Consider the following 20,694-nt stretch of genomic DNA (forward strand, 5'->3'; position numbering starts at 1 on the left):
ACTAATAACCAATAAAAATTTTTCATCTGCCATTCATAGATATCTATGAAAAAAGACAGCTGTAAAAGCTGTCTTGGATAATATTATATTAGTTGACAATTATTTTAAATCAAATCTGTCAGAGTTCATCACTTTAACCCAGGCAGAAACAAAATCGCTGACAAATTTTCTCTGAGCATCAGAGCTGGCGTATACTTCTGCAATAGCTCTCAATTCAGAGTTGGATCCGAAAACGAGATCTGCACGGGTAGCAGTCCATTTTGGCTGTCCTGTGGACCGATCAGTTCCCATATACAGTTCCTGATCTTCGGAAATGGCTTTCCATTGTGTTCCCATGTCCAGAAGATTAACAAAGAAGTCATTGGTAAGTACTCCCGGACGGTCGGTAAATACCCCGTGTTTTGATCCGTCAAAATTCGTATCCAGTGCGCGCATTCCGCCTATAAGTACTGTAAGTTCAGGAGCTGTTAATGTTAAAAGCTGTGCCTTATCAATCAGTAAGGATTCTGTAGATACACTGAATTTCTTTTTCAGATAATTACGGAATCCATCTGCTGCAGGCTCTAAATAGCTCATGGATGCTACATCGGTCTGTTCCTGTGAAGCATCCATTCTTCCGGGTGCAAAAGGAACTTTGATATCCTGTCCGGAATCTTTTGCCGCTTTTTCCACTCCTGCACTTCCCGCAAGAACAATGACATCTGCTAATGATACTTTTTTACCGCCAGTTTGATTTTCGTTGAATTCTTTTTGAACGTTTTCTAAAACTCCTAAAACTTTCTGAAGCTGAGCAGGATTGTTTACCTCCCAGTCTTTTTGAGGAGCCAGCCTGATTCTTGCTCCGTTGGCACCCCCGCGTTTATCACTTCCTCTGAATGTAGAAGCGGAAGCCCACGCAGTAGATACCAATTCTGAAACACTTAATCCTGAATATAATATTTTCTCTTTTAAGAGGTCAATATCTGCATCATTGATCAGTTCATGATCAACCTGAGGAATAGGATCCTGCCAGATCAGCTCTTCCTGAGGAACATCCGGTCCCAGATATCTTGCTTTAGGACCCATATCCCTGTGAGTAAGCTTAAACCATGCTCTTGAAAAAGCATCTGCAAATGCATCCGGATTTTCATAGAAATGTCTTGATATTTTTTCATACACAGGGTCCAGCCTTAAGGAAAGATCTGTTGTCAGCATCGTAGGTCTGTGTTTTTTTGCCGGATCAAAGGCATCAGGAATGATCTCTGCTCCGTCCTTGGCAACCCATTGGTGAGCTCCGGCAGGGCTTTTGGTCAGTTCCCATTCATTTTCAAATAAATTTTTAAAGAAATAATTACTCCACTCAGTTGGTGTTTCCGTCCAGGTAACTTCCAGACCACTGGAAATGGCGTCTGTTCCTTTTCCTGATTTATAAGTGCTGCTCCATCCTAGTCCCTGAAGTTCAATTCCTGCTGCTTCCGGCTCTTTTCCAACGTTATCGGCAGGCCCGGCCCCATGGGTTTTCCCAAAAGTATGTCCACCGGCAATTAGAGCTACGGTTTCTTCATCATTCATTGCCATACGACCGAATGTATCGCGGATATCTTTGGCAGCTGCAATAGGATCAGGATTTCCGTCCGGACCTTCAGGATTTACATAAATAAGTCCCATCTGTACGGCAGCAAGGGGTTTTTCAAGGTTTCTGGAGTGAATATCACCGTCTGCATCATCATCAGTTGGCAGTACTCCATGTTGTTCAGGCACTCCTTCCGAACCGTGAGCATAGCGAAGGTCACCTCCCAGCCATGTTTTTTCCGTTCCCCAGTAAACATCCATATCCGGTTCCCAAACATCTTCGCGCCCTCCTGCAAAGCCGAATGTTTTAAAGCCCATAGATTCCAGAGCAATGTTCCCGGTAAGGATCAAAAGGTCTGCCCAGGAGATTTTATTGCCATATTTCTGCTTGATGGGCCACAGCAATCTTCTCGCTTTATCCAGACTCACATTATCCGGCCAGCTGTTCAGAGGAGCAAAACGCTGTTGTCCTGAACCGGCTCCCCCTCTTCCGTCACCAACACGGTATGTCCCGGCACTGTGCCATGCCATACGGATAAATAAAGGCCCATAATGGCCAAAATCGGCAGGCCACCAGCCCTGAGAATCTGTCATTAATGCATGAAGATCTCTTTTTACAGCATCAAGATCGAGGCTTTTAAATGCCTCAGCATAATCAAAATCCTTATCCATAGGGTCTGAAAGGGAGGAATGCTGGCGCAGGATATCAACTCTAAGCTGATCAGGCCACCAATCAAGATTTTTGGTTCCCCCGCCTGCTACAGCTTCTTTTTTCATTGTTCCGTTATGGAACGGACATTTACTGATGTCATTCAAATCTTTTTCCATTTATCGTTTAATTTTTTATGTTGATTAATACAGTTTCTTTTTAAAGACATGACAAACTTACAAAGCTCAATTCATAAACACAATCTATTAATATTTATTTAAACGATAGTTAAAAACTATAATTTATTCAGTTTTAGCAAGTGTTTGAAAGCGTGAAATTAAAACTTCTAATAATGCAATTAAGTTAATGAAAATTCGAGAACAGATATATAAAAAGCAAGAGCAAGTTGTCATATTTAGAATGATTCAAATAAACATTTATATTTTGATAATCAGTTCATTCGATTTAATAAAATTTGATTATTTTTATATTCAAGAATATGATTGATATGAAAAAAATACTGGTTGTTCTGCTTGTTGCATTTATTATTATACAGTTTTTCCCGGTCGACAAGACTAATCCTCCGCCAACACCGGGCATGGATTTTCTGAAGATCAAAAAAACACCGGAACCTATTGCAAAGATTATCAGAACTTCCTGCTATGACTGTCATTCCAATGAAACAGAGTATCCTTGGTATGCCAGCATTTCTCCGGCTTCATGGTTTGTTAAAAATCATATAGAGGAAGGCAGAAAGCATCTTAATTTCTCTACTTTTGCAGTATATGAACCTAAGAGGCAGGCCCACAAACTGGAAGAATGTATAGAAATGACTGAAAAAGAGGAAATGCCTCTTGAGTCTTATTATGTAGGCCATCAGGGTGCCAAACTAACATCTGAACAGCGTAAAGAGCTGGTAAAATACTTCAAAAGAGTAAAAGAAGATACCGAAAGGAAAATGTTATTTTAAAAACCAATATTATGAAGGAGAAATGGGAAGATAAATATATCGTATTTTATGACGGCGACTGCGGTTTCTGTAATTTTTGGGTGCAGTGGATCCTTGAACGGGATAAGAATGACCGGTTTATGTTTGCATCCCTGCAGTCTGATTTCGGACAGAAATTCCTGTCTGAAAGAGGTCTTGAGACTAAAGTATTCAATACCCTTTATCTTTGGAAACCGGGACAGTATTACTTCATTAAATCACGTGCTGTACTGCAGATCGCTACTGTATTGGGCGGCGCTTACAAACTGCTGGCTCCCGGAAAAATAATTCCTGCATTTTTAAGTGACCCAATATATGACCTTATCTCAAGGAACAGAATGAAACTGGCTAACCAGAAATGTTTTCTTCCGGATCGTGAGCAAAAGAAGAAATTTATCGAAATATGATTTAATCATGAACTTGTAGACTCTGCCCAGTTTATTGCCAAAGTAGAAATAAAAAAGCAAAGATGAAATTCATCCTTGCTCTCTTAAATTTTATTGGTTCAATGACCATATTGAATAACTGTTTGGCGGTGCCTGAACTTTTACCCATTTATCTCCCTGTGTCGTTGGATACCAGCCAGAATTACCTGTAAAATCTTTTATCTGCTGACTGCTCCAATTAGTTTCTATCCATCTTTCCTGCCAGCTCGATGAATTATTGATATAGACTACCAGTCCGGGATTCCCGTTATACCCGTTACGTCTTGCGATATATTCATCATTATCCGTATAGAGTATGGAAGTCGTTCCCGTAGCTTTGTTATTGTGGATCCAGATCAGATTATTCAGCCTTTCTTTGTTGAGCCACTCTTCGTAGTCCCGGTAAAAAATGGTGGGATAGCCTTCGTGAGTAAGAATGTAGGCATAGGCCGGCATTTTATTGTTAATGATATCGGTATCATGATTAGCCACAAAAGTGACTGCTTTATATGGATTTCTTTTCCACATCATATCGTCATTCAGAATATTTAAATTCCCATTGTCGAAAGCTTCATCCATTTTATAATATGCTGCAAAATCAAATACAGAGCTGTTGGCATTATTGGCCCACCATTCTAAGGTATTCACATTGGAATCCCACAGTTCACCAACAGAAAATCCGCCTACGTTGGAATTCCAGTTATTAACAACCCAAGGTCCGAAGCCTTTGACGTAATCGAATCTCCATCCGTCAAATTTCATGACATTCTTATAATATTTTCCGACAGAATCATCTCTCCCCCACAGCCAGTCCTGCACATAAGGATTAGCATGGCATAAATCCGGAAATCCACCGAAAGCACCTTCATCATTATTCCCGTAAGAATTTTTGTAAAAATCATTATAGCTCCGCTGAAATTTTCCGGAAGCGATTCCTGAAAAATCTGTCCAGGTGTTTGTTCCTGTAAAAGGATTGGCCTGAGACTGCCCGCCACTGTTATGATTGATGACGATATCTGCGTACACCTGCATATTTTCTGCATGGGCTTTTGTAATCAGTGCTTCCAGCTCGGTGCGTGACCCAAAACGGGTTTCTGTGCTTCCGTTCTGGTTAAAATTTCCAAAATCATAATAATCTGTTGGGTCATATCCCATAGAATAAGCGCCATTCTGAGCTTTTGAGGCAGGTGGAAGCCATACTGCACTAATTCCGGAATCTGACCAGGCTGTCAGCTTGTCTTTCACAGTATTCCACCAGGTTCCGCCTTCGGGAACATCCCAGTAGAATCCCTGCATCATCACTCCACCTCCGGGACCGGATACATATTTACCGGCAGCAGATCCGCTTCCGGTACTAAATGGGCGTCCATCATGCTTGGTAACATTTACTGTTTTGGCATGAACTTCCTCTTTCTGAAGATTTTCATTATCGTTTTCATCACCATTCTGACAGGAACTAAAAAATGCTAAAGCCAGCATCGAAACTAAGAAATGTGTTTTTTTCATACGTGTATTTTAATTGTTAATCTATTAACTAAATTACAATTTTATTGAAATAAAGCACAAAAAATATAAAATATTTTCATTTTCAGTGAATAATTCCGGTCAACAGCTTTATAAAAATTTCATTAAAAAATCATAAACTTTTAATAATTTCAAAACAATTTTTCTTTTAATCCATATATTTGCATATTATGGAATATAACACCCAAAGAACTCAGCTTCATATGCCGGAATACGGCAGAATCATACAGCAGCTGGTTGAACGCTGCAAAGAGCTCCCTACCAAAGAGGAAAGGAGTGAAATGGCCATGGCCATTATCGATTTTATGGGTCAGAGAAACCCTCAGCTCCGTGACGAAGAAAATTATAAACATAAACTTTGGGATCATCTTTTCATTTTAGCAGAATATGATCTTGACGTGGATTCCCCATACCCCTTTCCTACCAGAGAACAGCTTGCTGAAAAGCCTAAAAGAATGGAATATCCTAAACTTCAGGGAGATTTTAAATTTTACGGAAAAAGTATTCTTCAACTGATAGAAAAAGCCATCGAACTGGAGCCCGGTGACGAAAAGGAAGCTCTGATAGAAGTGATTGCCAACAACATGAAGAAGTCCTATAATGTATATAATAAGGAACATGTAACAGATGATGTTATTTTCCGTCACCTGAAGGAGCTTTCTGAAAACAGACTTGATCTTACAGGAATAGAATCTCTGGAAAAGAGCAAGATCTACTATACCAGCAATAACAACAACAGCAGGAACAACAGTAACAGCAGCAGAAGCAGCAACAATAATAACAATAATAAGAACAACCAGACCAATAAGAGAAGGCATAACAATAATCATAAAAACAGAAAGTAATGAGTGGAACATTTCAGATAAGAGGAGGGAAAAGACTGCATGGTGAAATCACTCCACAAGGGGCAAAAAATGAAGCTTTACAAATCTTATGTGCTGTTTTGTTAACAGATGAGGAGGTAAGAATTAAAAATATTCCGGACATTCATGATGTAAACAGACTGATTGAAATTCTCGGCGATTTCGGGGTTAAGGTAACCAAGAACGGACAGGGCGATTTTACATTCAAAGCTGATAAGGTCAATTTTGATTATATTAAGTCTGACGAATTTAAAAAAGACGGGGCCAAACTGAGAGGTTCTATTATGCTGATGGGGCCGATGCTAGCACGTTACGGTGAAGCATATATGCCGACTCCCGGTGGCGACAAGATAGGAAGAAGAAGATTAGATACTCATTTTCAAGGACTTGTAGAACTTGGCGCTGAATTTAATTATGACGAAGATGAATATTTCTATTCATTGAAAGCTAAGGAGCTGAGAGGGAAGTTTATTCTTCTTGAAGAAGCTTCTGTAACCGGAACAGCCAATATTGTGATGGCTGCAGCTCTTGCCAAAGGAAAAACTAGAATTTATAATGCCGCCTGCGAACCTTATCTTCAGCAACTCTGCAAAATGCTGAACAGAATGGGCGCCAACATTTCCGGAATCGGTTCCAACCTGGTAACGATTGAAGGAGTTGAATATCTTCACGGTACTGAGCATACGATGCTTCCGGATATGGTAGAAATCGGATCATGGATAGGTCTTGCTGCCATGACTAAATCTGAAATCACTATTAAAAATGTAAACTGGAGCCAGCTTGGTGTTATTCCCAACACATTCAGAAAATTAGGAATTGAGCTTGAGCAGAGCAATGACGATATATTTATTCCTGCCCAGGAAAATTACAGGATTCAGAAATTCATTGATGGTTCTATTCTTACCATTTCAGATGCTCCGTGGCCTGGATTTACCCCGGATCTGTTGTCTATTATCTTAGTGGTCGCCACTCAGGCGAAAGGAAGCCTTCTGGTTCACCAGAAAATGTTTGAATCCAGATTATTCTTTGTGGATAAACTGATCGATATGGGGGCACAGATTATTTTATGTGATCCACACAGAGCCACAGTAATCGGACTGAATCAGGAAACTCCGTTGAGAGGAACTACTATGGTTTCCCCGGATATCAGAGCCGGAAATGCCCTTCTTATCGCAGCACTTTCTGCAGAAGGAAAATCTATCATCCACAATATTGAACAAATCGACAGAGGTTATGAAAATATTGACGGAAGACTGAAGGCCATTGGTGCTGATATTGAAAGAATTTAGATTATATTCTACCGTAATAAAAAAGCGTTCAAATTAATTTGAACGCTTTTATTTTTAGGACTGCAGGTTACCAACCGCCGCCACCTCCGCCGCCGGAGAATCCACCACCGGAACCGCTGCCTGAGCTGGACGGTTTATCATGGATAATTTATTAATTCTTATTCCAATTCAGGTTATTATAATAAAAAAGTACCCGATAAAACCGGATACTTTCTTTGTAATTAAAACTATATGAATCTCCCCTAAAAATACTTACGGCAGTTATATTCCACCATGGTATTTAAAAGTTTATTTTTATTCAGGTAAAATTCCAGCTGCTGGTAATCTTCTGAATTGACATTAATGTATAACTGTACTGAACCAAAACTGTTTCCGTTGACATATTCTACGTTAGCAGACAGCACTCTGTGACAGATCCCGAACTGATTATAGATGGTATTCATTAAATGTTCAAATTTCATTTTCCCATTTAATTCTATTTCCAGTATCAGTTCTTTTTTTGGCAGGCTGATTTTATTAGGCAGGATCTGCAGCGTAGGATTAGGTGTTATCATCACTAAACAATTTTTGGTTAAACATTTTCTAGATCATGGTTGCTTTATTGCGTTAAATCTTTGACAAAAATATAAAAAATTATTAGTCCACCAAATTAGTGGACTAATAATTTTAAATTTTAACTAAATTCATTTAAATTAATACTGGAACAATTATCTCATCAAACTTTTGATCTTACCTGAGTTTAAAAAAATACCCCTAAGATTAAATGATCTTTAGGGGCAATATTATACATTATACATTATACATTATACATTATACATTATACATTATACATTATACATTATACATTATACATTATACATTATACATTATACATTATACATATTTACAATTCTCCTACTCTTTCCAGTTTCTCTGAAGCAGCCAGCCCGTTTGGATTGCATCCGGGTTCACCTTCCGGAACTTTCAGATTCTTCTTTTTGTAAAATTCAGTCCAGAAATCATTGGTTTTACCCGTTTTGGGATCAATGAATGTCATTGGTTCCAGCTTGAATATATGGTCGTCCCTGAATGCTCTTTCTATATAATCTGAACAGTAATAAGAATTTTCATCCAGGATATAATTGAAATTATAAGGCTTTCCTATCATAGATTCTGCTTTTTTAAGGGCAATGGGAATAGAGGTTTGATATTCCGGCTTGAGACGGTAAATTATTACTTTCTGACCGTCATCAGCCTGATCTGCGAGAAAATATTGCAGTTCCTGCTTTTGAGAACCACCTTTGGGAGCTGCATGCAGTACATACCAATGATTATTCTCTTTTTCTACAATTCCAATATGATCAAATGATGCTTCTTTCTGTTTTTGCGTCACATTATTAATCGCTCCTGAGAGTCCGGTTTCTTTTGCTGTCACAAACAGCAGGTCTCCATTCTTCAGTTTCCCGGATTTAGCCTGAGGGGCACACTGCTGCAATAACATAATCACACTGAAGAAAATGACATAAGCTAAAGCTTTTGGAACTTTTTGAAACAGATTTTGTTTAAAATTAATCATCGTATTATTTAAAACAGATTCCTTACTTTTTTTTAAACTGTGTTTCATAGGTATTGATCCAGTCTTCAACCGTCATTTTTTTACTGACCTCAGCAATGAGTTCAAAAGGAATATCATCCATTTTTTTGAACCTTACGCAGGATTTTCCCATATCGAGCTTTCTCTTTGAATATTTGGGATATTCTGCCACAAACCAGTTTAATAATTTAGGATCTGCATAAATTCCCATGTGATAAAATGCGATAAAATTTTTCTGGGAAGCCAGAGCCATAAACGGTAATGGTGTACCCGGTGCACAATGGTATCCGGCCGGATAAGTGTCGAGGGGAACGCCCCAGCCAATCATGCCATAGCTGATATTTTCCTGAAAGCCTTTTGGCAGGTTATCGTTTATGGCATCGAATAGTCTTTTGAATACTTCCTGCCTTTCTTCAGGAACTTTTGAGATATAATCGGCTATAGAATCCGCTGGAATTTGCATTTTCAGTACGTTTTAATTTCTACCAAAATAACAAAATTTATAAATACCATAACCGAAAATTTAATCCACAAAAAAAACGGCAGTACATCAATGCACTGCCGCTCAATTTTATTGACATTAAAAAATTATTTTTTGACAGCTTTCACAGTAGACTGTGATCCGTCTTTGAAGTAGATCGTAACAAAATACAGGCCTGCATTCAGGGTACTTAAATCAAGTTCTTTCACACCTCCTGTAAATGTTTTTACTGTTCTTCCGGAAGAATCCCCTACTGTTACCGATTTCACTTCTCTATTATCTGAAATATAAAGAATATCTTTAAACGGATTCGGATGAACCGATACTTTTTTAATACCGTCTTTTACTTCTGAAGTACTCAGCTGCGCACTTTCAACGGTAAAATTATCTACATAAAAATTATAGTCAGGATCATCATTCACGGTTCCGTCTGTTCCGTAAAAAGCAAATACGGTATTGGCACCGTTGTATCCTGTTAAGCTGTACACATATTGAGTTGATGTATTGGTAGGTGCATTAGTCTCATTCCAGGTTTCCAGAACAGTCCATGTAGTTCCACCATCATTGGACACTAAAAACTGGACGGAATCATCAGATCCCATTGGTGAAGGAGTAGTATCCAGATATTCTGTAACACCATAATCAAACTTCACTTTATATGTTCCTGCAGAAAGATTGAAAGGAACTGTTTTTAACCAGCCGGTTCTTCCTGTACTGTATAAATTAATCGTTGCTGACCCTCCAGACCCAGTCCCTAAGAACCCGCCTGACTCCCAATAAGAAGTAGTTCCTGTAGGCCCTGTAGCAGGTGTTCCTCCGGAAAGTCCACCAGCCCAGCATGTTCCCGGGAAAGTGCTGAAATCATTCGTATAGGCAGGAACCACTGCACCACACAAAGTGGTAAATGTTCCTGATAACGACCAGCCGCTCTGAGACGTTGCCGTGCTGCAATTGCTTCTTACCCAATAATAATACGCCGTACTTGGTGATAAAGAAGGAATGGTAAAAGAAGTTCCGGTAACTCCGGGATGGTTAGGTACTGTTGCGGCAGTAGGCGCTGTATTACTCGTGCTGTAATAAATATCATAGCTTACCGCCTGAACGCTGCTAGGTATTGTCCATGAAACCTGAGCAGAGCTTGAAGTAAGCGTACCTACAGGCTGAAGTGTTGGCGCCACGCAATCTGTATAGGCATCGGCAGAAAAAGCAAAAACATTGGCAATTCCCGTACCGCTAGTTTTGGTTACCGTAACACTCTGGATAGGTTTGGTCTGATTGGCGGCATCGATAGCTAAGACAGACTGATACAGCCTTGGATTTGAAGAATTCGGTTCTAAAACATCATTCGTTCTGTTGATTCTTCCGATTCCCTGAATCGCATAATTTGATCCGCCATACCAGTCGGAAATTGCTACCCCTGAAAACGCCTGGGAGGTATTATCCGTAAAATTAACTGTTACATTAACTGTACATGTTCCGCTCCCGCCGGTAGAAAGCATATATACCTTAAAAGCAGCTGCCGGAGTTACAAATGAAAGCGTTCCGCTGTTACTGCCGGCTGTATTGCTTGATATCTTTAAGGAATTGTTTCCGAACAGATCTCCCAGTTTGAAATTCAGTCCTGGAGTGGAAGCCACAGCCGAATTAATAATCCCATTAACCGGAAGTCCGTAAGTAATCGGTGTGCTGCTGGATGTAAGCTGGAAATCCCTTGCTACAAATGCAAAAGATACCCCGTCAACATCTTCTGTAGTGGAGGCCATCGACGGGCCTACACCGTTAGCAATGACATCTGCCGTATATCCGGACTGGACAGGCATGGTCTGAAAGTTTTGGGCATTCATCACTGTTGCCGCAAAAAGAGTCATCACAGGTAAAACTCTAAATGGTAAATTTGTTTTCATAATTATTTTTTATTATTGCTTAAATTTAATAAAAAAACCAACACTAAGATGATTTTTTTATTAAATAAACAATAATTGGTTAATAATTTTAAAATAACCATATTTTTATTCATATAAAAACATTATTTTCTTACCAAATGCTTTATTTGCATTTTAATATATTATTTTGACAATCTCAAACATTTGGACATATAATTGATTTTCAATGTCAACATTTTTAACAAACTGGCGGCCAGTACCAAGCATTAATAGAAATAATTAGAAATGCAGGTAAAAGGACTGTCAATCATCAATTTTAATTCACTGATTTTCAAAACAATTAAAAAGCTCCCAAAATGGGCAACAGGTTATTTTAATATTGAGAAATTAAATCTTATTTTTGCCATACAAATTTTTTGAACAATGCCAAATATTTCAAACAGAGCACAGCATATGCCGCCATCGCCGGTAAGAAAACTGGTTCCCTATGCTTTAAAAGCTAAACAACAGGGAATAAAAGTATATCATCTCAATATCGGTCAGCCTGATATTGAAACACCGGAAACAGCTTTAAATGCTTTAAAGAATATCGACCTTAAAGTATTGGAATATGCACTTTCTGAAGGTAATATAGAGTACAGAAAAGCCCTTACAGACTATTATCACACCTTAGGCTTTTCAGATCTGACGCCTGATAATTTCATTGTGACCAATGGAGGATCTGAAGCATTAAACTTTGCCATTTCCACTTTATGTGATGATGGCGACGAAGTAATCATTCCTGAGCCTTATTATGCCAATTATAATGGTTTCACCAGCACATTCAATGTTAATGTGGTAGCGGTTCCCTCTACTATTGACACTGGTTTTGCTCTTCCTCCGATCGAAGAATTTGAGAAAAAAATTACAGAAAAAACAAGAGCAATCATTATCTGCAATCCTGGGAATCCTACAGGATATCTTTACACCCGTGAAGAGCTTCAGCAGCTGGCAGAAATTGCTTTGAAATATGATATCGTTGTTATCTCCGACGAGGTATACAGAGAATATGTGTATGACGGAAAGCAGCAGATCTCTATGTTTGATTTCCCTGAACTGAGTGACAACTGCATTATCATTGATTCAGAATCCAAGCGTTATTCTATGTGCGGAGTAAGAATCGGGTGTATGGTAACACGTTCTAAGAAGATTCATGATGCAGCCATGCTTTTTGCACAGGCAAGACTGAGCCCGGTTCTTTTGGGCCAGATCGCAGCTACAGCAGCACACCAGAATGACGGAGCCTACATCAGAGCAGTAAGAGAAGAATATACACACAGAAGAAATATTCTGGTAGATCTTCTCAATGCTATTCCCGGAGTTATCTGTCCTAAACCAAAAGGTGCTTTCTACTGTGTAGCAGAGCTTCCGGTAGATGATACTGAGAAATTTGCACAGTGGCTTTTAGAAAAATATTCCCTTAATAAGGAAACGATCATGGTAGCTCCTGCAGGAGGCTTCTACAGTGATCCTGAACTGGGAAAAAAACAGGTGAGAATTGCTTACGTTCTGAAAGAGGAAGATCTTAAAAGAAGTGCAGAGATCCTTAAAGAAGCTTTAAAAAAATACAGAGAAGAATTCAGTCTCTAAAATACAATGTATGATGCCGGCAATAAAAAATACTTCCCTGAAACTCCTGTTTTCAATATTTTTGCTGCCGGCATTTTTTTCCTGTGATAAAAAGAAAGAACCAACTTCTGTCCGTCATAAAAGTCCGGATGAAATAACCTTCATCAGCTTATCTAATATCGGTGGTGACCAGGGTGATTATAAGATCATCAAAATCACAAAAGACTCCATACATGCAGAAAAGGGCATCACAGCCCGCCAAGTCCATCAGGAGTGGGATTCAGCTATCAGTGGACAAACCTGGAACAACCTCATCTCACCGATCAATATTAAAGAGCTGGATGTGATACAAAGTTCTCCAAGCCAACAGCCTTTGGACGGCATCGATGAAACTTTTCAGATCAGGACTCCGAAAAAGTCACATATTTATGTCAATTCTTATGCTGACACACTGCATTACAGGCAGCTGAAACAGTTTAAAGAACAACTTCATCTCATTCTTCCCACAGAATACCGATAAAAACATGCAAGAAAATTTTTCCTTAAAGCCTTACAATACATTTGGTGTTGATGCCAAAGCAAAATATTTTACTGAAGTACAAAGCCTTGAACAGCTCAGGGTTGCCGTCAAATATTCCAAAGATCACCATCTTCAGATCTTATTTATAGGTGGCGGAAGCAATATACTGATGACGAAAGATTTTGACGGTCTCGCCATTAAGCTCAGCTTAAAGGGAATTTCTGAAAAAGACCTTAATGAAGATGAAGTGCTTGTAACGGCAAAAGCCGGGGAAAACTGGCATGAATTTGTGATGTACAGCCTTGAAAAAAATTACGGCGGACTGGAAAATTTATCGTTAATTCCAGGAAATGTAGGAACTTCACCGATGCAGAATATCGGAGCCTACGGAACGGAAATAAAAGATGTTTTTGTCAGCTGTACTGTTTTAGATCTTGAAGATCTTGAGCTTAAAACTTTTAATATTGAAGAATGTCGTTTCGGCTACAGGGATTCTGTTTTCAAGCAGAAAGGAAAAGGAAGATATGTAATTCTGGAAGTGAGTTTTAAACTGACAAAGAAGAATCATCACATTAAAACAGAATATGGAGCGATAAAAACGGAGCTCGAAAATTTAGGCATCACTCATCCTACCATTCAGGATGTTTCCAAAGCGGTGATCAATATCAGACGGAGCAAGCTGCCGGATCCTAAAGAAATGGGAAATGCGGGAAGTTTTTTCAAAAATCCAACCATTCCTCTGATCCAGTTTGAAGATTTAAAACAGAAATTTGAAAATATCCCGGGCTATCCGAACGGAGATGTTGTAAAAGTACCTGCCGGATGGCTGATTGAACAATGCGGATGGAAAGGGAAACAGATTGGCAATGCGGCATCACACAAACTTCAGGCCTTAGTTATTGTGAACGCTACAGGAAATGCCACCGGAAAAGAAATTTTCGATTTTTCTACAGAGATTATCAATTCTGTAAAAGAAAAGTTTGGGATAGAGCTGGAACGGGAAGTAAATATTATCTAATATAAAGAGGCTGTTTTTATGAAACAGTCTTTTTTATGAATTAACCACCTCGTGAAGGAATAAAAATATTATTTTAGCTAAAAAAAAGACCACAAACATGAAAATAGCCATCCTCGGAGCCGGCAATATGGGCCTTTCCTTTTCCAAATCATTTTTAAAGTACGAACTGATCAAGCCGCAAGATTTACATCTGATCACACGAAGTCAGTCCAAAATTTCTAAAATAGCCGAAGAGTTTCCCAAATCACAGATCTCTACTTTCGAAGAAACCAAAGAACTGGATGCTGATCTTATTATTGTGGCTGTAAAGCCGCAGGACTTTCTGCATGTTACTCAGCATTTTCAGTTTACCCTGAAAGAAAACCAGATGGTCCTCTCTATTATGGCCGGGATTAAGATTGAAAAAATTCAGAAATTACTAAATCATCCACTGGTGGTGAGAGCCATGCCCAACTCTCCTACCCTTTTGGGAATGGGAATTACAGGCTATACTGCCGCGGGAGGTATTTCTTTCAGCCAACTGATCAATATTGAACGGCTGCTGAACAGTACGGGAAGATCCGTTTATCTCGAAAACGAAGATCTTCTGGACGGCGTTACCGCACTTTCAGGAAGCGGACCGGCCTATTTTTATTATATCGTGGACGCAATGATCAAAGCAGGCGTAGAAATGGGTATCGATGAAAATCTTTCCAAACTGTTTGTACAGCAGACTATGCTGGGAGCTTATCATCTGATCAACAATTCGGAGAAAAATCTGGAAGAGCTCATCAAAGACGTAGCTTCCAAAGGCGGAACCACTGAAGCGGCTTTAAAAACATTTGAGGACAACAGTTTTAAAGAAATTTTAAAAAACGGAATTTTAAATGCTGAAAAACGGGCTAAAGAATTAAACGGCTAAATCTTTTTTCAACCAACCTGCAGAGCAGCCATCCAAGATAAGTACCAAACGTATTAAGAATGATATCATCTACCTCGAATATTCCCATTCGGGTAAAATACTGAAGTGCTTCAATCATAACAATAAAGGAAATAAATGTATAGATCAGCACTTTCAGATCTTTAAGCCGGGGAAATATCCAACCGAGAAAGCCGAAAGGAATGAACATAACAATATTGCCCAAAACAATAATGACAATATATTTCCACTCAATAGTATTGTGGATAAACTCTATGGTTGAGAAAATGGGTTCTATGGTAATCTGGTTATCTTCATATTGAAATCTGCCCATCCCCCAGAACATGAGATACAGCAAAAACAGCGTATACGGAATAATAATGATTTTATAAGATTTCTTTAACATCAGGTACAAATTTATTCATTTCAAAAACATTAAATTTGTGTGTTAAATTAATTTAATGAAATACATTTTACTTACGCTCATTTCAGCAATGCTGCTGTCTGTTTCGTGGCCTACTTACGGAGTTCCGTTCTTTATATTTTTTGCTCTTGTTCCGCTCTTAATGATGGAACACGGAATCTCAAAATTTTCATCGTATAAAAGAAAAAGCTGGATGGTTTTCGGGCTTTCCTATCTTTGTTTTGTAATCTGGAATATTGTAACGACAGGATGGTTATATGGCTCCAGAAACCCTGACGGAAGCCATTCCATGATGGCCGTTGTATTTCCTGTTTTGGTTAATTCTTTTCTTTATTCTCTTGTTTTCCAGTGCTATCACTGGTACAAAAATGCACAGGGAACGTATTGGGGCTTAGGATTTCTGATTGCCATATGGATGAGTTTTGAAAAATTCCACATGAACTGGGAATTGACCTGGCCGTGGCTTAATTTAGGAAATGTATTTTCAGATTATCCTAAATTAATACAATGGTACGACACTTTGGGAGCAACCGGTGGAAGCTTCTGGATTTTACTGATCAATGTTTTAATTTTCTATACTTTAAGAACCTGGGAAGCAGGAAGAAAAAGAAAAGATCTGATTAAAAACACTTCAATTGTTACTGCTTTAATCATTCTTCCGATGATCATCTCACTGATCAAATACAATAATTTCGATGAAAAACCTTCCGGACAGGTCAATGTACTGATGCTGCAGCCGGATCTCGATCCTTACGCCGAAAAATATTCAAAGGACAGCCTGACTATTGAAAATGATCTTTTAACTTTAGCTGAAGATAATTCAAAAGGAAAGATTGATTATTATATCGCTCCTGAAACAGCCCTTCCCGGAAGAGGATCAATCTCCGAAACTGCTTTTGAGAAAAGCCTGCTTTTAAATAATGTGAAAGAATTTTTAACAAAACATCCGGGAGCTGTTTTTGCAACAGGAATTTCTTCACACCGTTTCTATAAAAGCCAGGAAAATATCCCGAAGGAAGCTTATCAGGTTAATCCGGAACTTTGGGTAGAAAGCTATAACACGGCTATTCAGCTTGCACCACAACAGAAAGCTCAGGTGTATCACAAAGGAAAACTTGTTCCTGGTGTTGAGATCTTCCCGTACATGAGTGTTTTAAAGCCAGTTTTAGGCGATGCAATGCTTAACCTGGGCGGAACTGTGGCTTCTTTAGGAATAGATGAGGAAAGAAAATCTTTTTCAAATCCTTACAATAAAGGCAGATTGGCCCCTATTATCTGCTACGAAAGCATCTACGGAGAATTTACTACGGATTATGTAAAAAAAGGCGCCAACTTCTTAGCGATTATGACCAACGATTCCTGGTGGGGCGTCACAGAAGGACACAAACAGCTTCTTTCGTACGCAAAGCTAAGAGCTATAGAAACCCGAAGAGAAATTGCGCGTGCTGCCAACAGTGGCATATCCGCTCATATCAATGCTAAAGGAGAAGTAGAAGCAGATACTTTCTATGGGGATAAAACGACATTATTCGCCAAAGTGAATCTTTACGAAACGATGACCTTCTATACAAGAGCCGGAGACCTGTTATCAAGGTTTTCCATTTTTGCACTGGGCTTTTTACTGTTTTACTTCTTGATTGAAAAGTTCAGGAACAGGACTAAGAAAGCATAATATCAACCACAACAGTCACAAAAGAAAATATTCTGTTTTTAGTTTAATATTTTGTGTATAAAAAAGTACACATAGGCTTTTAACAAAATAAAAAGAACTTTATCCGCTGGGATAAAGTTCTTTTTCAATCAAATCTTCTGCTTAAAAAATAGAAAAGCCAGCTGGACGTCTGGCTTTTCTTACTAATAGAACTCTTCAGTTTTATTTAATCATAAGTTTTCGAGTGGTTATTTCGTTTTTAGTTTTCAGTTTTAATAGATAAGCTCCTTTGGCAAGGTGTGATATATTGATCGACTGATCATTGTTTAAAACAACATTCTGTTTTCTTCCGTCTATAGAATATATTTCAACATCCGAAACTTGTTCTCCTTTAATGAATACCTTTTCTGATGCCGGATTCGGATATACTGAAACCTTGCTGTTTACCTTTACATCACGCGTTCCCAATGTGCTCTGTACTGAAGCATCAGAAAACACCTTTGAAGCATCTATTGATTTTACACTCCAATACACATTCTGAACAGAAGGATCCAGATCCAGGAACCATGATGGTGTTGTTACGATATATTTTGCAATATTGGCGGCTCCGGGAGTAGATCCAACTTTAATCTCATAACGAAGGGCATTGGTTGGGGTCTTGTCATCAGAGGCACCGCTCCATGAGAAATTAAAGCGGTTTCCGGACTTTGTGACATTAAGGACTGCAGGAGGTACAGGTTTCAGGTTAACTTCCGTAGAAGTATTTTTGAAAATTTTGGTAAGTGAAGGCATGTCCGGATCTGCCCAATCAAATCCGGCCAATAAAATATCCAGACGGTGGTTATTGTCAAAGTCAAGTAAATTCACAAAACCCGGACCTCCTAAAGTATACAGTCCTGTAGGTATATTTTCAATAAAATTCTGAGTGGAAGGATGGTATAAAAAAGTTTTTACTACAGCATCGTTATTCTCATCGTTTCCGGAAACGATAAAATCATAGTATCCGTCATTATTCAGATCACCTGTGGCGACAGATGAATCTGAGATTTCAGCAACGTTTATCTGTTGTGGGTTCAGATGTCCGGTCCCGTCATTCATCAGTACGGCAAGAAATCCGGAATAGCTGTCATCCTGACCTGTGATAACAATATCCTGATAGCCATCCGCATTGAAGTCTGCAAAATCCATTTTTCCACCCGTCAGAGCAGTAAGATCCTGCGAAGGCGTCAGGATTCCTGCCTGGTTCAGGTACACTTTACAGACCGGAATATCACCTTGCTCCATTCCCAGAATAACGAGGTCGAGAAGATGATCATTATTGAGATCCACAAACTTAAAGCTTCCGTTCTGTGTCCCTGGTTGCCAACCTTTAAAGATTACGAAATCAGTTCCGGTATTTTTATAAAAATCCAGATTATTCAGAAAGCCAGCTCCTTCTACATATTGTGTTCCGTTAATAGCATAATCTATCTTACCATCATTATTAAAATCAAAAGCCTCTAAAGACCCATAGATTTTCCCGTCAAGCTCAGCATCTTTAGTAAAACCTGTCCCTGAATTCCGGAATCTGTAATGTTTATAATTCACAACATCATTATAACTTAATCCTGTAGAAATAATATCCAGAAGGCCATCATTATCAAAATCCATGAATTTTATATCTCCCAGATGCGTTGCATTCACTCCCAGGTGAGCATAAGGCTCCAGTGAAATTCCGTTATTTTTGTATACTTCATTAAAAGACGTATCAACATTTCCATCATGGTCCGTATCAATGGCTCCGTTGATCACTACATCCTGCTTTCCGTCCCCATCCATATCAGCTGCTGCAGCCGATCCGTAGTAGAAATTTTTCATACCGCTCTGGATTTCAGTATAATCCTGAGCCATCAGACCAACCGGAAGCATAGATAAAAGAATACAAATTCTCCTCATATTATTTTTATTTAGATTAATTAAAAACAAAGATAAAACATTAGGATCTGCTTTTGCCGGAAAGTTTACATGAAATATATCAGTCACTTGGCTCAGCGTATCTCAGGGATTCTTTTATTTTAAAATTCATGATTATTAATCAGTCAGTTATTTGTAAATATTTTTCAAAAGATTTGTCTATCTAAAAAATTCTTCGTTATTTTGCAACCTCAAATATTATACAAATAAGAACATCGAGATATGTCAAGAATTTGCCAAATAACAGGAAAGCGTGCAATGGTTGGTAACAACGTTTCTCACGCTAATAACAAAACGAAGCGTCGTTTTGAAATTAACTTATTGGAGAAGAAGTTTTACCTTCCGGAGCAAGATAAGCACGTAACACTGAAAGTATCAGCTCATGGATTGAGAGTGATTAACAAGATTGGAATCGAGGAAGCTATTGAAAGAGCTACTAGAAACGGATTGATTAAAAAGAATTAATAAATCATGGCAAAAAAAGGAAACAGAGTTCAGGTAATCCTTGAATGTACAGAGCACAAAGAGAGTGGTATGGCGGGAATGTCAAGATACATTTCTACTAAAAATAAAAAGAACACTACTGAGAGACTGGAGTTGAAAAAATACAATCCTGTTCTTAAGAAAGTTACAGTTCACAAAGAAATCAAGTAATTTATAAATATAATTTACCATGGCAAAGAAAGTAGTAGCAACCCTACAAAGCGGTCAGTCAAAAAAAATGACTAAAGTTGTGAAAATGATTAAGTCATCTAAGTCAGGTGCTTACGTTTTCGAAGAAAAAGTAATGAATGCAGACGAAGTAGACGGTTATTTGAAGAAATAATCTCCACTTTATTTACAATATAAAAAACTACTCAGATTTTGGGTAGTTTTTTTGTTATCTTTGCTCACCAGATCATTAATCAATTAAATATATTCATATGAAAAAGATTTTTATTCTGGTTTTCACAGAAATTTTTCTATTTTCATTCGGTCAGGAAAAAATGAGCAATGTAGAATATAAAGGCTCCTCAGAGGTTTTCACTATTAAAGGGCTTTCACAATCAGTAAGTATCGACTGTGGAACTTCTAAAATGATCTTGCTTTCCGGACAGGTTCCGTTGGATGCCGCGGGTCATGTTGTAGGAAACGACGTCGAGAAACAGACCCAGCAGGTTTTTAAAAACATTGAATTCATTCTGAAAGAATATGGAGCTACCGGAAAGGATATTGTAAAACTGGGAATATTCATCACCGACATTTCCAAAACACCAGACTTTAGAAAAATCCGTGACTTATATATCAACCTTCAAAATCCTCCCGTGAGCAGCCTTGTGGAAGTGAAACGTCTTTTCAGAGATAATGTACTTATAGAAGTAGAGGCTACGGCAGTTATAAAAAACAAATAAGAATG

General features: G+C 38.5%; 21 protein-coding genes. 13 read left to right on the top strand and 8 right to left on the bottom strand.

Annotated features, from left to right (window positions below; translation table 11 throughout):
* Positions 1–99 precede the first annotated feature (99 nt).
* Positions 100–2,379: a catalase/peroxidase HPI gene (katG, locus tag J4Q03_RS00580; RefSeq protein WP_426046312.1), complete on the bottom strand. Its 2,280-nt coding sequence runs from the start codon at positions 2,377–2,379 to the stop codon at positions 100–102.
* A gap of 329 nt (positions 2,380–2,708) precedes the next feature.
* Between katG and J4Q03_RS00585 the strand changes: the two genes are divergently transcribed.
* Positions 2,709–3,170: a heme-binding domain-containing protein gene (locus J4Q03_RS00585; protein ID WP_426046313.1), complete on the top strand. Its 462-nt coding sequence runs from the start codon at positions 2,709–2,711 to the stop codon at positions 3,168–3,170.
* Positions 3,171–3,181: 11 nt separating this feature from the next.
* Entirely contained in the window at positions 3,182–3,595 is a 414-nt protein-coding gene (locus J4Q03_RS00590; RefSeq protein WP_426046314.1) for a thiol-disulfide oxidoreductase DCC family protein, read from the top strand.
* 90 nt (positions 3,596–3,685) lie between these two features.
* Here the strand turns inward: J4Q03_RS00590 and J4Q03_RS00595 are convergent, their stop codons facing one another.
* On the bottom strand, positions 3,686–5,119 hold the full coding sequence (locus J4Q03_RS00595; RefSeq protein WP_426046315.1) for an alpha-amylase: 1,434 nt from the start codon (positions 5,117–5,119) through the stop codon (positions 3,686–3,688).
* A gap of 188 nt (positions 5,120–5,307) precedes the next feature.
* On the opposite strand from J4Q03_RS00595, the gene J4Q03_RS00600 reads away from it, so the two are divergent.
* Together J4Q03_RS00600 and murA are read left to right on the top strand one after the other, a co-directional pair.
* The gene (locus J4Q03_RS00600; RefSeq protein ID WP_426046316.1) at positions 5,308–5,982 is read left to right on the top strand and encodes a DUF4290 domain-containing protein; all 675 of its coding nucleotides are present in this window, start codon (positions 5,308–5,310) and stop codon (positions 5,980–5,982) included.
* On the top strand, positions 5,982–7,289 hold the full coding sequence (murA, locus tag J4Q03_RS00605) for a UDP-N-acetylglucosamine 1-carboxyvinyltransferase (protein WP_426046317.1): 1,308 nt from the start codon (positions 5,982–5,984) through the stop codon (positions 7,287–7,289). Before J4Q03_RS00600 ends, murA begins: the two co-directional genes overlap by 1 nt.
* Positions 7,290–7,531: 242 nt before the next feature.
* Here the strand turns inward: murA and J4Q03_RS00610 are convergent, their stop codons facing one another.
* From J4Q03_RS00610 to J4Q03_RS00625, 4 genes are all read right to left on the bottom strand, one after another.
* Positions 7,532–7,843, bottom strand: a complete 312-nt coding sequence (locus tag J4Q03_RS00610; RefSeq protein ID WP_426046318.1) for an NIL domain-containing protein — start codon at positions 7,841–7,843, stop codon at positions 7,532–7,534.
* A gap of 329 nt (positions 7,844–8,172) precedes the next feature.
* Positions 8,173–8,892 (bottom strand): YiiX/YebB-like N1pC/P60 family cysteine hydrolase, encoded by a 720-nt coding sequence (locus J4Q03_RS00615; RefSeq protein WP_426046319.1) that lies wholly within the window; start codon positions 8,890–8,892, stop codon positions 8,173–8,175.
* Positions 8,867–9,325 (bottom strand): DUF1801 domain-containing protein, encoded by a 459-nt coding sequence (locus J4Q03_RS00620; RefSeq protein ID WP_426046320.1) that lies wholly within the window; start codon positions 9,323–9,325, stop codon positions 8,867–8,869. The genes J4Q03_RS00615 and J4Q03_RS00620 overlap by 26 nt, the downstream gene beginning before the upstream one ends.
* A 125-nt stretch (positions 9,326–9,450) precedes the next feature.
* Positions 9,451–11,247 (bottom strand): T9SS type A sorting domain-containing protein, encoded by a 1,797-nt coding sequence (locus J4Q03_RS00625; protein ID WP_426046321.1) that lies wholly within the window; start codon positions 11,245–11,247, stop codon positions 9,451–9,453.
* A gap of 402 nt (positions 11,248–11,649) precedes the next feature.
* Between J4Q03_RS00625 and J4Q03_RS00630 the strand changes: the two genes are divergently transcribed.
* The 4 genes from J4Q03_RS00630 (at position 11,650) to proC (ending at position 15,273) form a co-directional block, all read left to right on the top strand.
* Positions 11,650–12,855: a pyridoxal phosphate-dependent aminotransferase gene (locus J4Q03_RS00630; protein WP_426046322.1), complete on the top strand. Its 1,206-nt coding sequence runs from the start codon at positions 11,650–11,652 to the stop codon at positions 12,853–12,855.
* A gap of 10 nt (positions 12,856–12,865) precedes the next feature.
* A complete protein-coding gene (locus J4Q03_RS00635; RefSeq protein WP_426046323.1) occupies positions 12,866–13,354 on the top strand; it encodes a hypothetical protein in 489 nt (162 codons plus the stop codon).
* Between the two features lie 4 nt (positions 13,355–13,358).
* Positions 13,359–14,372: a UDP-N-acetylmuramate dehydrogenase gene (gene murB / locus J4Q03_RS00640; RefSeq protein WP_426046324.1), complete on the top strand. Its 1,014-nt coding sequence runs from the start codon at positions 13,359–13,361 to the stop codon at positions 14,370–14,372.
* Between the two features lie 70 nt (positions 14,373–14,442).
* Complete coding sequence (proC, locus tag J4Q03_RS00645) at positions 14,443–15,273, top strand: pyrroline-5-carboxylate reductase (RefSeq protein WP_426046646.1); 831 nt, start codon at positions 14,443–14,445, stop codon at positions 15,271–15,273.
* Here proC and J4Q03_RS00650 read toward each other — a convergent pair.
* Positions 15,254–15,676: a VanZ family protein gene (locus J4Q03_RS00650; protein WP_426046325.1), complete on the bottom strand. Its 423-nt coding sequence runs from the start codon at positions 15,674–15,676 to the stop codon at positions 15,254–15,256. The two genes, proC and J4Q03_RS00650, sit on opposite strands and share 20 nt — an antisense overlap.
* A gap of 55 nt (positions 15,677–15,731) precedes the next feature.
* Between J4Q03_RS00650 and lnt the strand changes: the two genes are divergently transcribed.
* Positions 15,732–17,366, top strand: coding sequence for an apolipoprotein N-acyltransferase (gene lnt / locus J4Q03_RS00655; RefSeq protein ID WP_426046326.1), 1,635 nt, complete (start codon positions 15,732–15,734; stop codon positions 17,364–17,366).
* 201 nt (positions 17,367–17,567) lie between these two features.
* Here lnt and J4Q03_RS00660 read toward each other — a convergent pair whose 3' ends face one another.
* Positions 17,568–19,280, bottom strand: a complete 1,713-nt coding sequence (locus J4Q03_RS00660) for a T9SS type A sorting domain-containing protein (protein ID WP_426046327.1) — start codon at positions 19,278–19,280, stop codon at positions 17,568–17,570.
* A 240-nt stretch (positions 19,281–19,520) separates the two neighbouring features.
* Here J4Q03_RS00660 and rpmB point away from each other — a divergent pair, with 240 nt between their 5' ends.
* The 4 genes from rpmB to J4Q03_RS00680 all read left to right on the top strand — a co-directional run bounded on the left by rpmB (position 19,521) and on the right by J4Q03_RS00680 (position 20,689).
* Positions 19,521–19,763, top strand: a complete 243-nt coding sequence (gene rpmB / locus J4Q03_RS00665) for a 50S ribosomal protein L28 (RefSeq protein ID WP_002976757.1) — start codon at positions 19,521–19,523, stop codon at positions 19,761–19,763.
* Between the two features lie 6 nt (positions 19,764–19,769).
* A complete protein-coding gene (rpmG, locus tag J4Q03_RS00670; protein ID WP_007841812.1) occupies positions 19,770–19,952 on the top strand; it encodes a 50S ribosomal protein L33 in 183 nt (60 codons plus the stop codon).
* Between the two features lie 19 nt (positions 19,953–19,971).
* Positions 19,972–20,124 (top strand): DUF4295 domain-containing protein, encoded by a 153-nt coding sequence (locus tag J4Q03_RS00675; RefSeq protein ID WP_073175385.1) that lies wholly within the window; start codon positions 19,972–19,974, stop codon positions 20,122–20,124.
* 97 nt (positions 20,125–20,221) lie between these two features.
* Positions 20,222–20,689 (top strand): RidA family protein, encoded by a 468-nt coding sequence (locus tag J4Q03_RS00680; RefSeq protein ID WP_426046328.1) that lies wholly within the window; start codon positions 20,222–20,224, stop codon positions 20,687–20,689.
* Positions 20,690–20,694: the final 5 nt, after the last annotated feature.

Origin of the sequence: Chryseobacterium sp. NFX27, from assembly GCF_049887855.1 — a bacterium.
In the GTDB taxonomy this organism is placed as follows: domain Bacteria; phylum Bacteroidota; class Bacteroidia; order Flavobacteriales; family Weeksellaceae; genus Chryseobacterium.

Coding starts and splice junctions, on each gene's coding strand:
- katG (WP_426046312.1), bottom strand. CDS start 2,379: ATGGAAAAAGATTTGAATGACATCAGTAAATGTCCGTTCCATAACGGA.
- J4Q03_RS00585 (WP_426046313.1), top strand. CDS start 2,709: ATGAAAAAAATACTGGTTGTTCTGCTTGTTGCATTTATTATTATACAG.
- J4Q03_RS00590 (WP_426046314.1), top strand. CDS start 3,182: ATGAAGGAGAAATGGGAAGATAAATATATCGTATTTTATGACGGCGAC.
- J4Q03_RS00595 (WP_426046315.1), bottom strand. CDS start 5,119: ATGAAAAAAACACATTTCTTAGTTTCGATGCTGGCTTTAGCATTTTTT.
- J4Q03_RS00600 (WP_426046316.1), top strand. CDS start 5,308: ATGGAATATAACACCCAAAGAACTCAGCTTCATATGCCGGAATACGGC.
- murA (WP_426046317.1), top strand. CDS start 5,982: ATGAGTGGAACATTTCAGATAAGAGGAGGGAAAAGACTGCATGGTGAA.
- J4Q03_RS00610 (WP_426046318.1), bottom strand. CDS start 7,843: ATGATAACACCTAATCCTACGCTGCAGATCCTGCCTAATAAAATCAGC.
- J4Q03_RS00615 (WP_426046319.1), bottom strand. CDS start 8,892: ATGAAACACAGTTTAAAAAAAAGTAAGGAATCTGTTTTAAATAATACG.
- J4Q03_RS00620 (WP_426046320.1), bottom strand. CDS start 9,325: ATGCAAATTCCAGCGGATTCTATAGCCGATTATATCTCAAAAGTTCCT.
- J4Q03_RS00625 (WP_426046321.1), bottom strand. CDS start 11,247: ATGAAAACAAATTTACCATTTAGAGTTTTACCTGTGATGACTCTTTTT.
- J4Q03_RS00630 (WP_426046322.1), top strand. CDS start 11,650: ATGCCAAATATTTCAAACAGAGCACAGCATATGCCGCCATCGCCGGTA.
- J4Q03_RS00635 (WP_426046323.1), top strand. CDS start 12,866: ATGATGCCGGCAATAAAAAATACTTCCCTGAAACTCCTGTTTTCAATA.
- murB (WP_426046324.1), top strand. CDS start 13,359: ATGCAAGAAAATTTTTCCTTAAAGCCTTACAATACATTTGGTGTTGAT.
- J4Q03_RS00650 (WP_426046325.1), bottom strand. CDS start 15,676: ATGTTAAAGAAATCTTATAAAATCATTATTATTCCGTATACGCTGTTT.
- lnt (WP_426046326.1), top strand. CDS start 15,732: ATGAAATACATTTTACTTACGCTCATTTCAGCAATGCTGCTGTCTGTT.
- J4Q03_RS00660 (WP_426046327.1), bottom strand. CDS start 19,280: ATGAGGAGAATTTGTATTCTTTTATCTATGCTTCCGGTTGGTCTGATG.
- rpmB (WP_002976757.1), top strand. CDS start 19,521: ATGTCAAGAATTTGCCAAATAACAGGAAAGCGTGCAATGGTTGGTAAC.
- rpmG (WP_007841812.1), top strand. CDS start 19,770: ATGGCAAAAAAAGGAAACAGAGTTCAGGTAATCCTTGAATGTACAGAG.
- J4Q03_RS00675 (WP_073175385.1), top strand. CDS start 19,972: ATGGCAAAGAAAGTAGTAGCAACCCTACAAAGCGGTCAGTCAAAAAAA.
- J4Q03_RS00680 (WP_426046328.1), top strand. CDS start 20,222: ATGAAAAAGATTTTTATTCTGGTTTTCACAGAAATTTTTCTATTTTCA.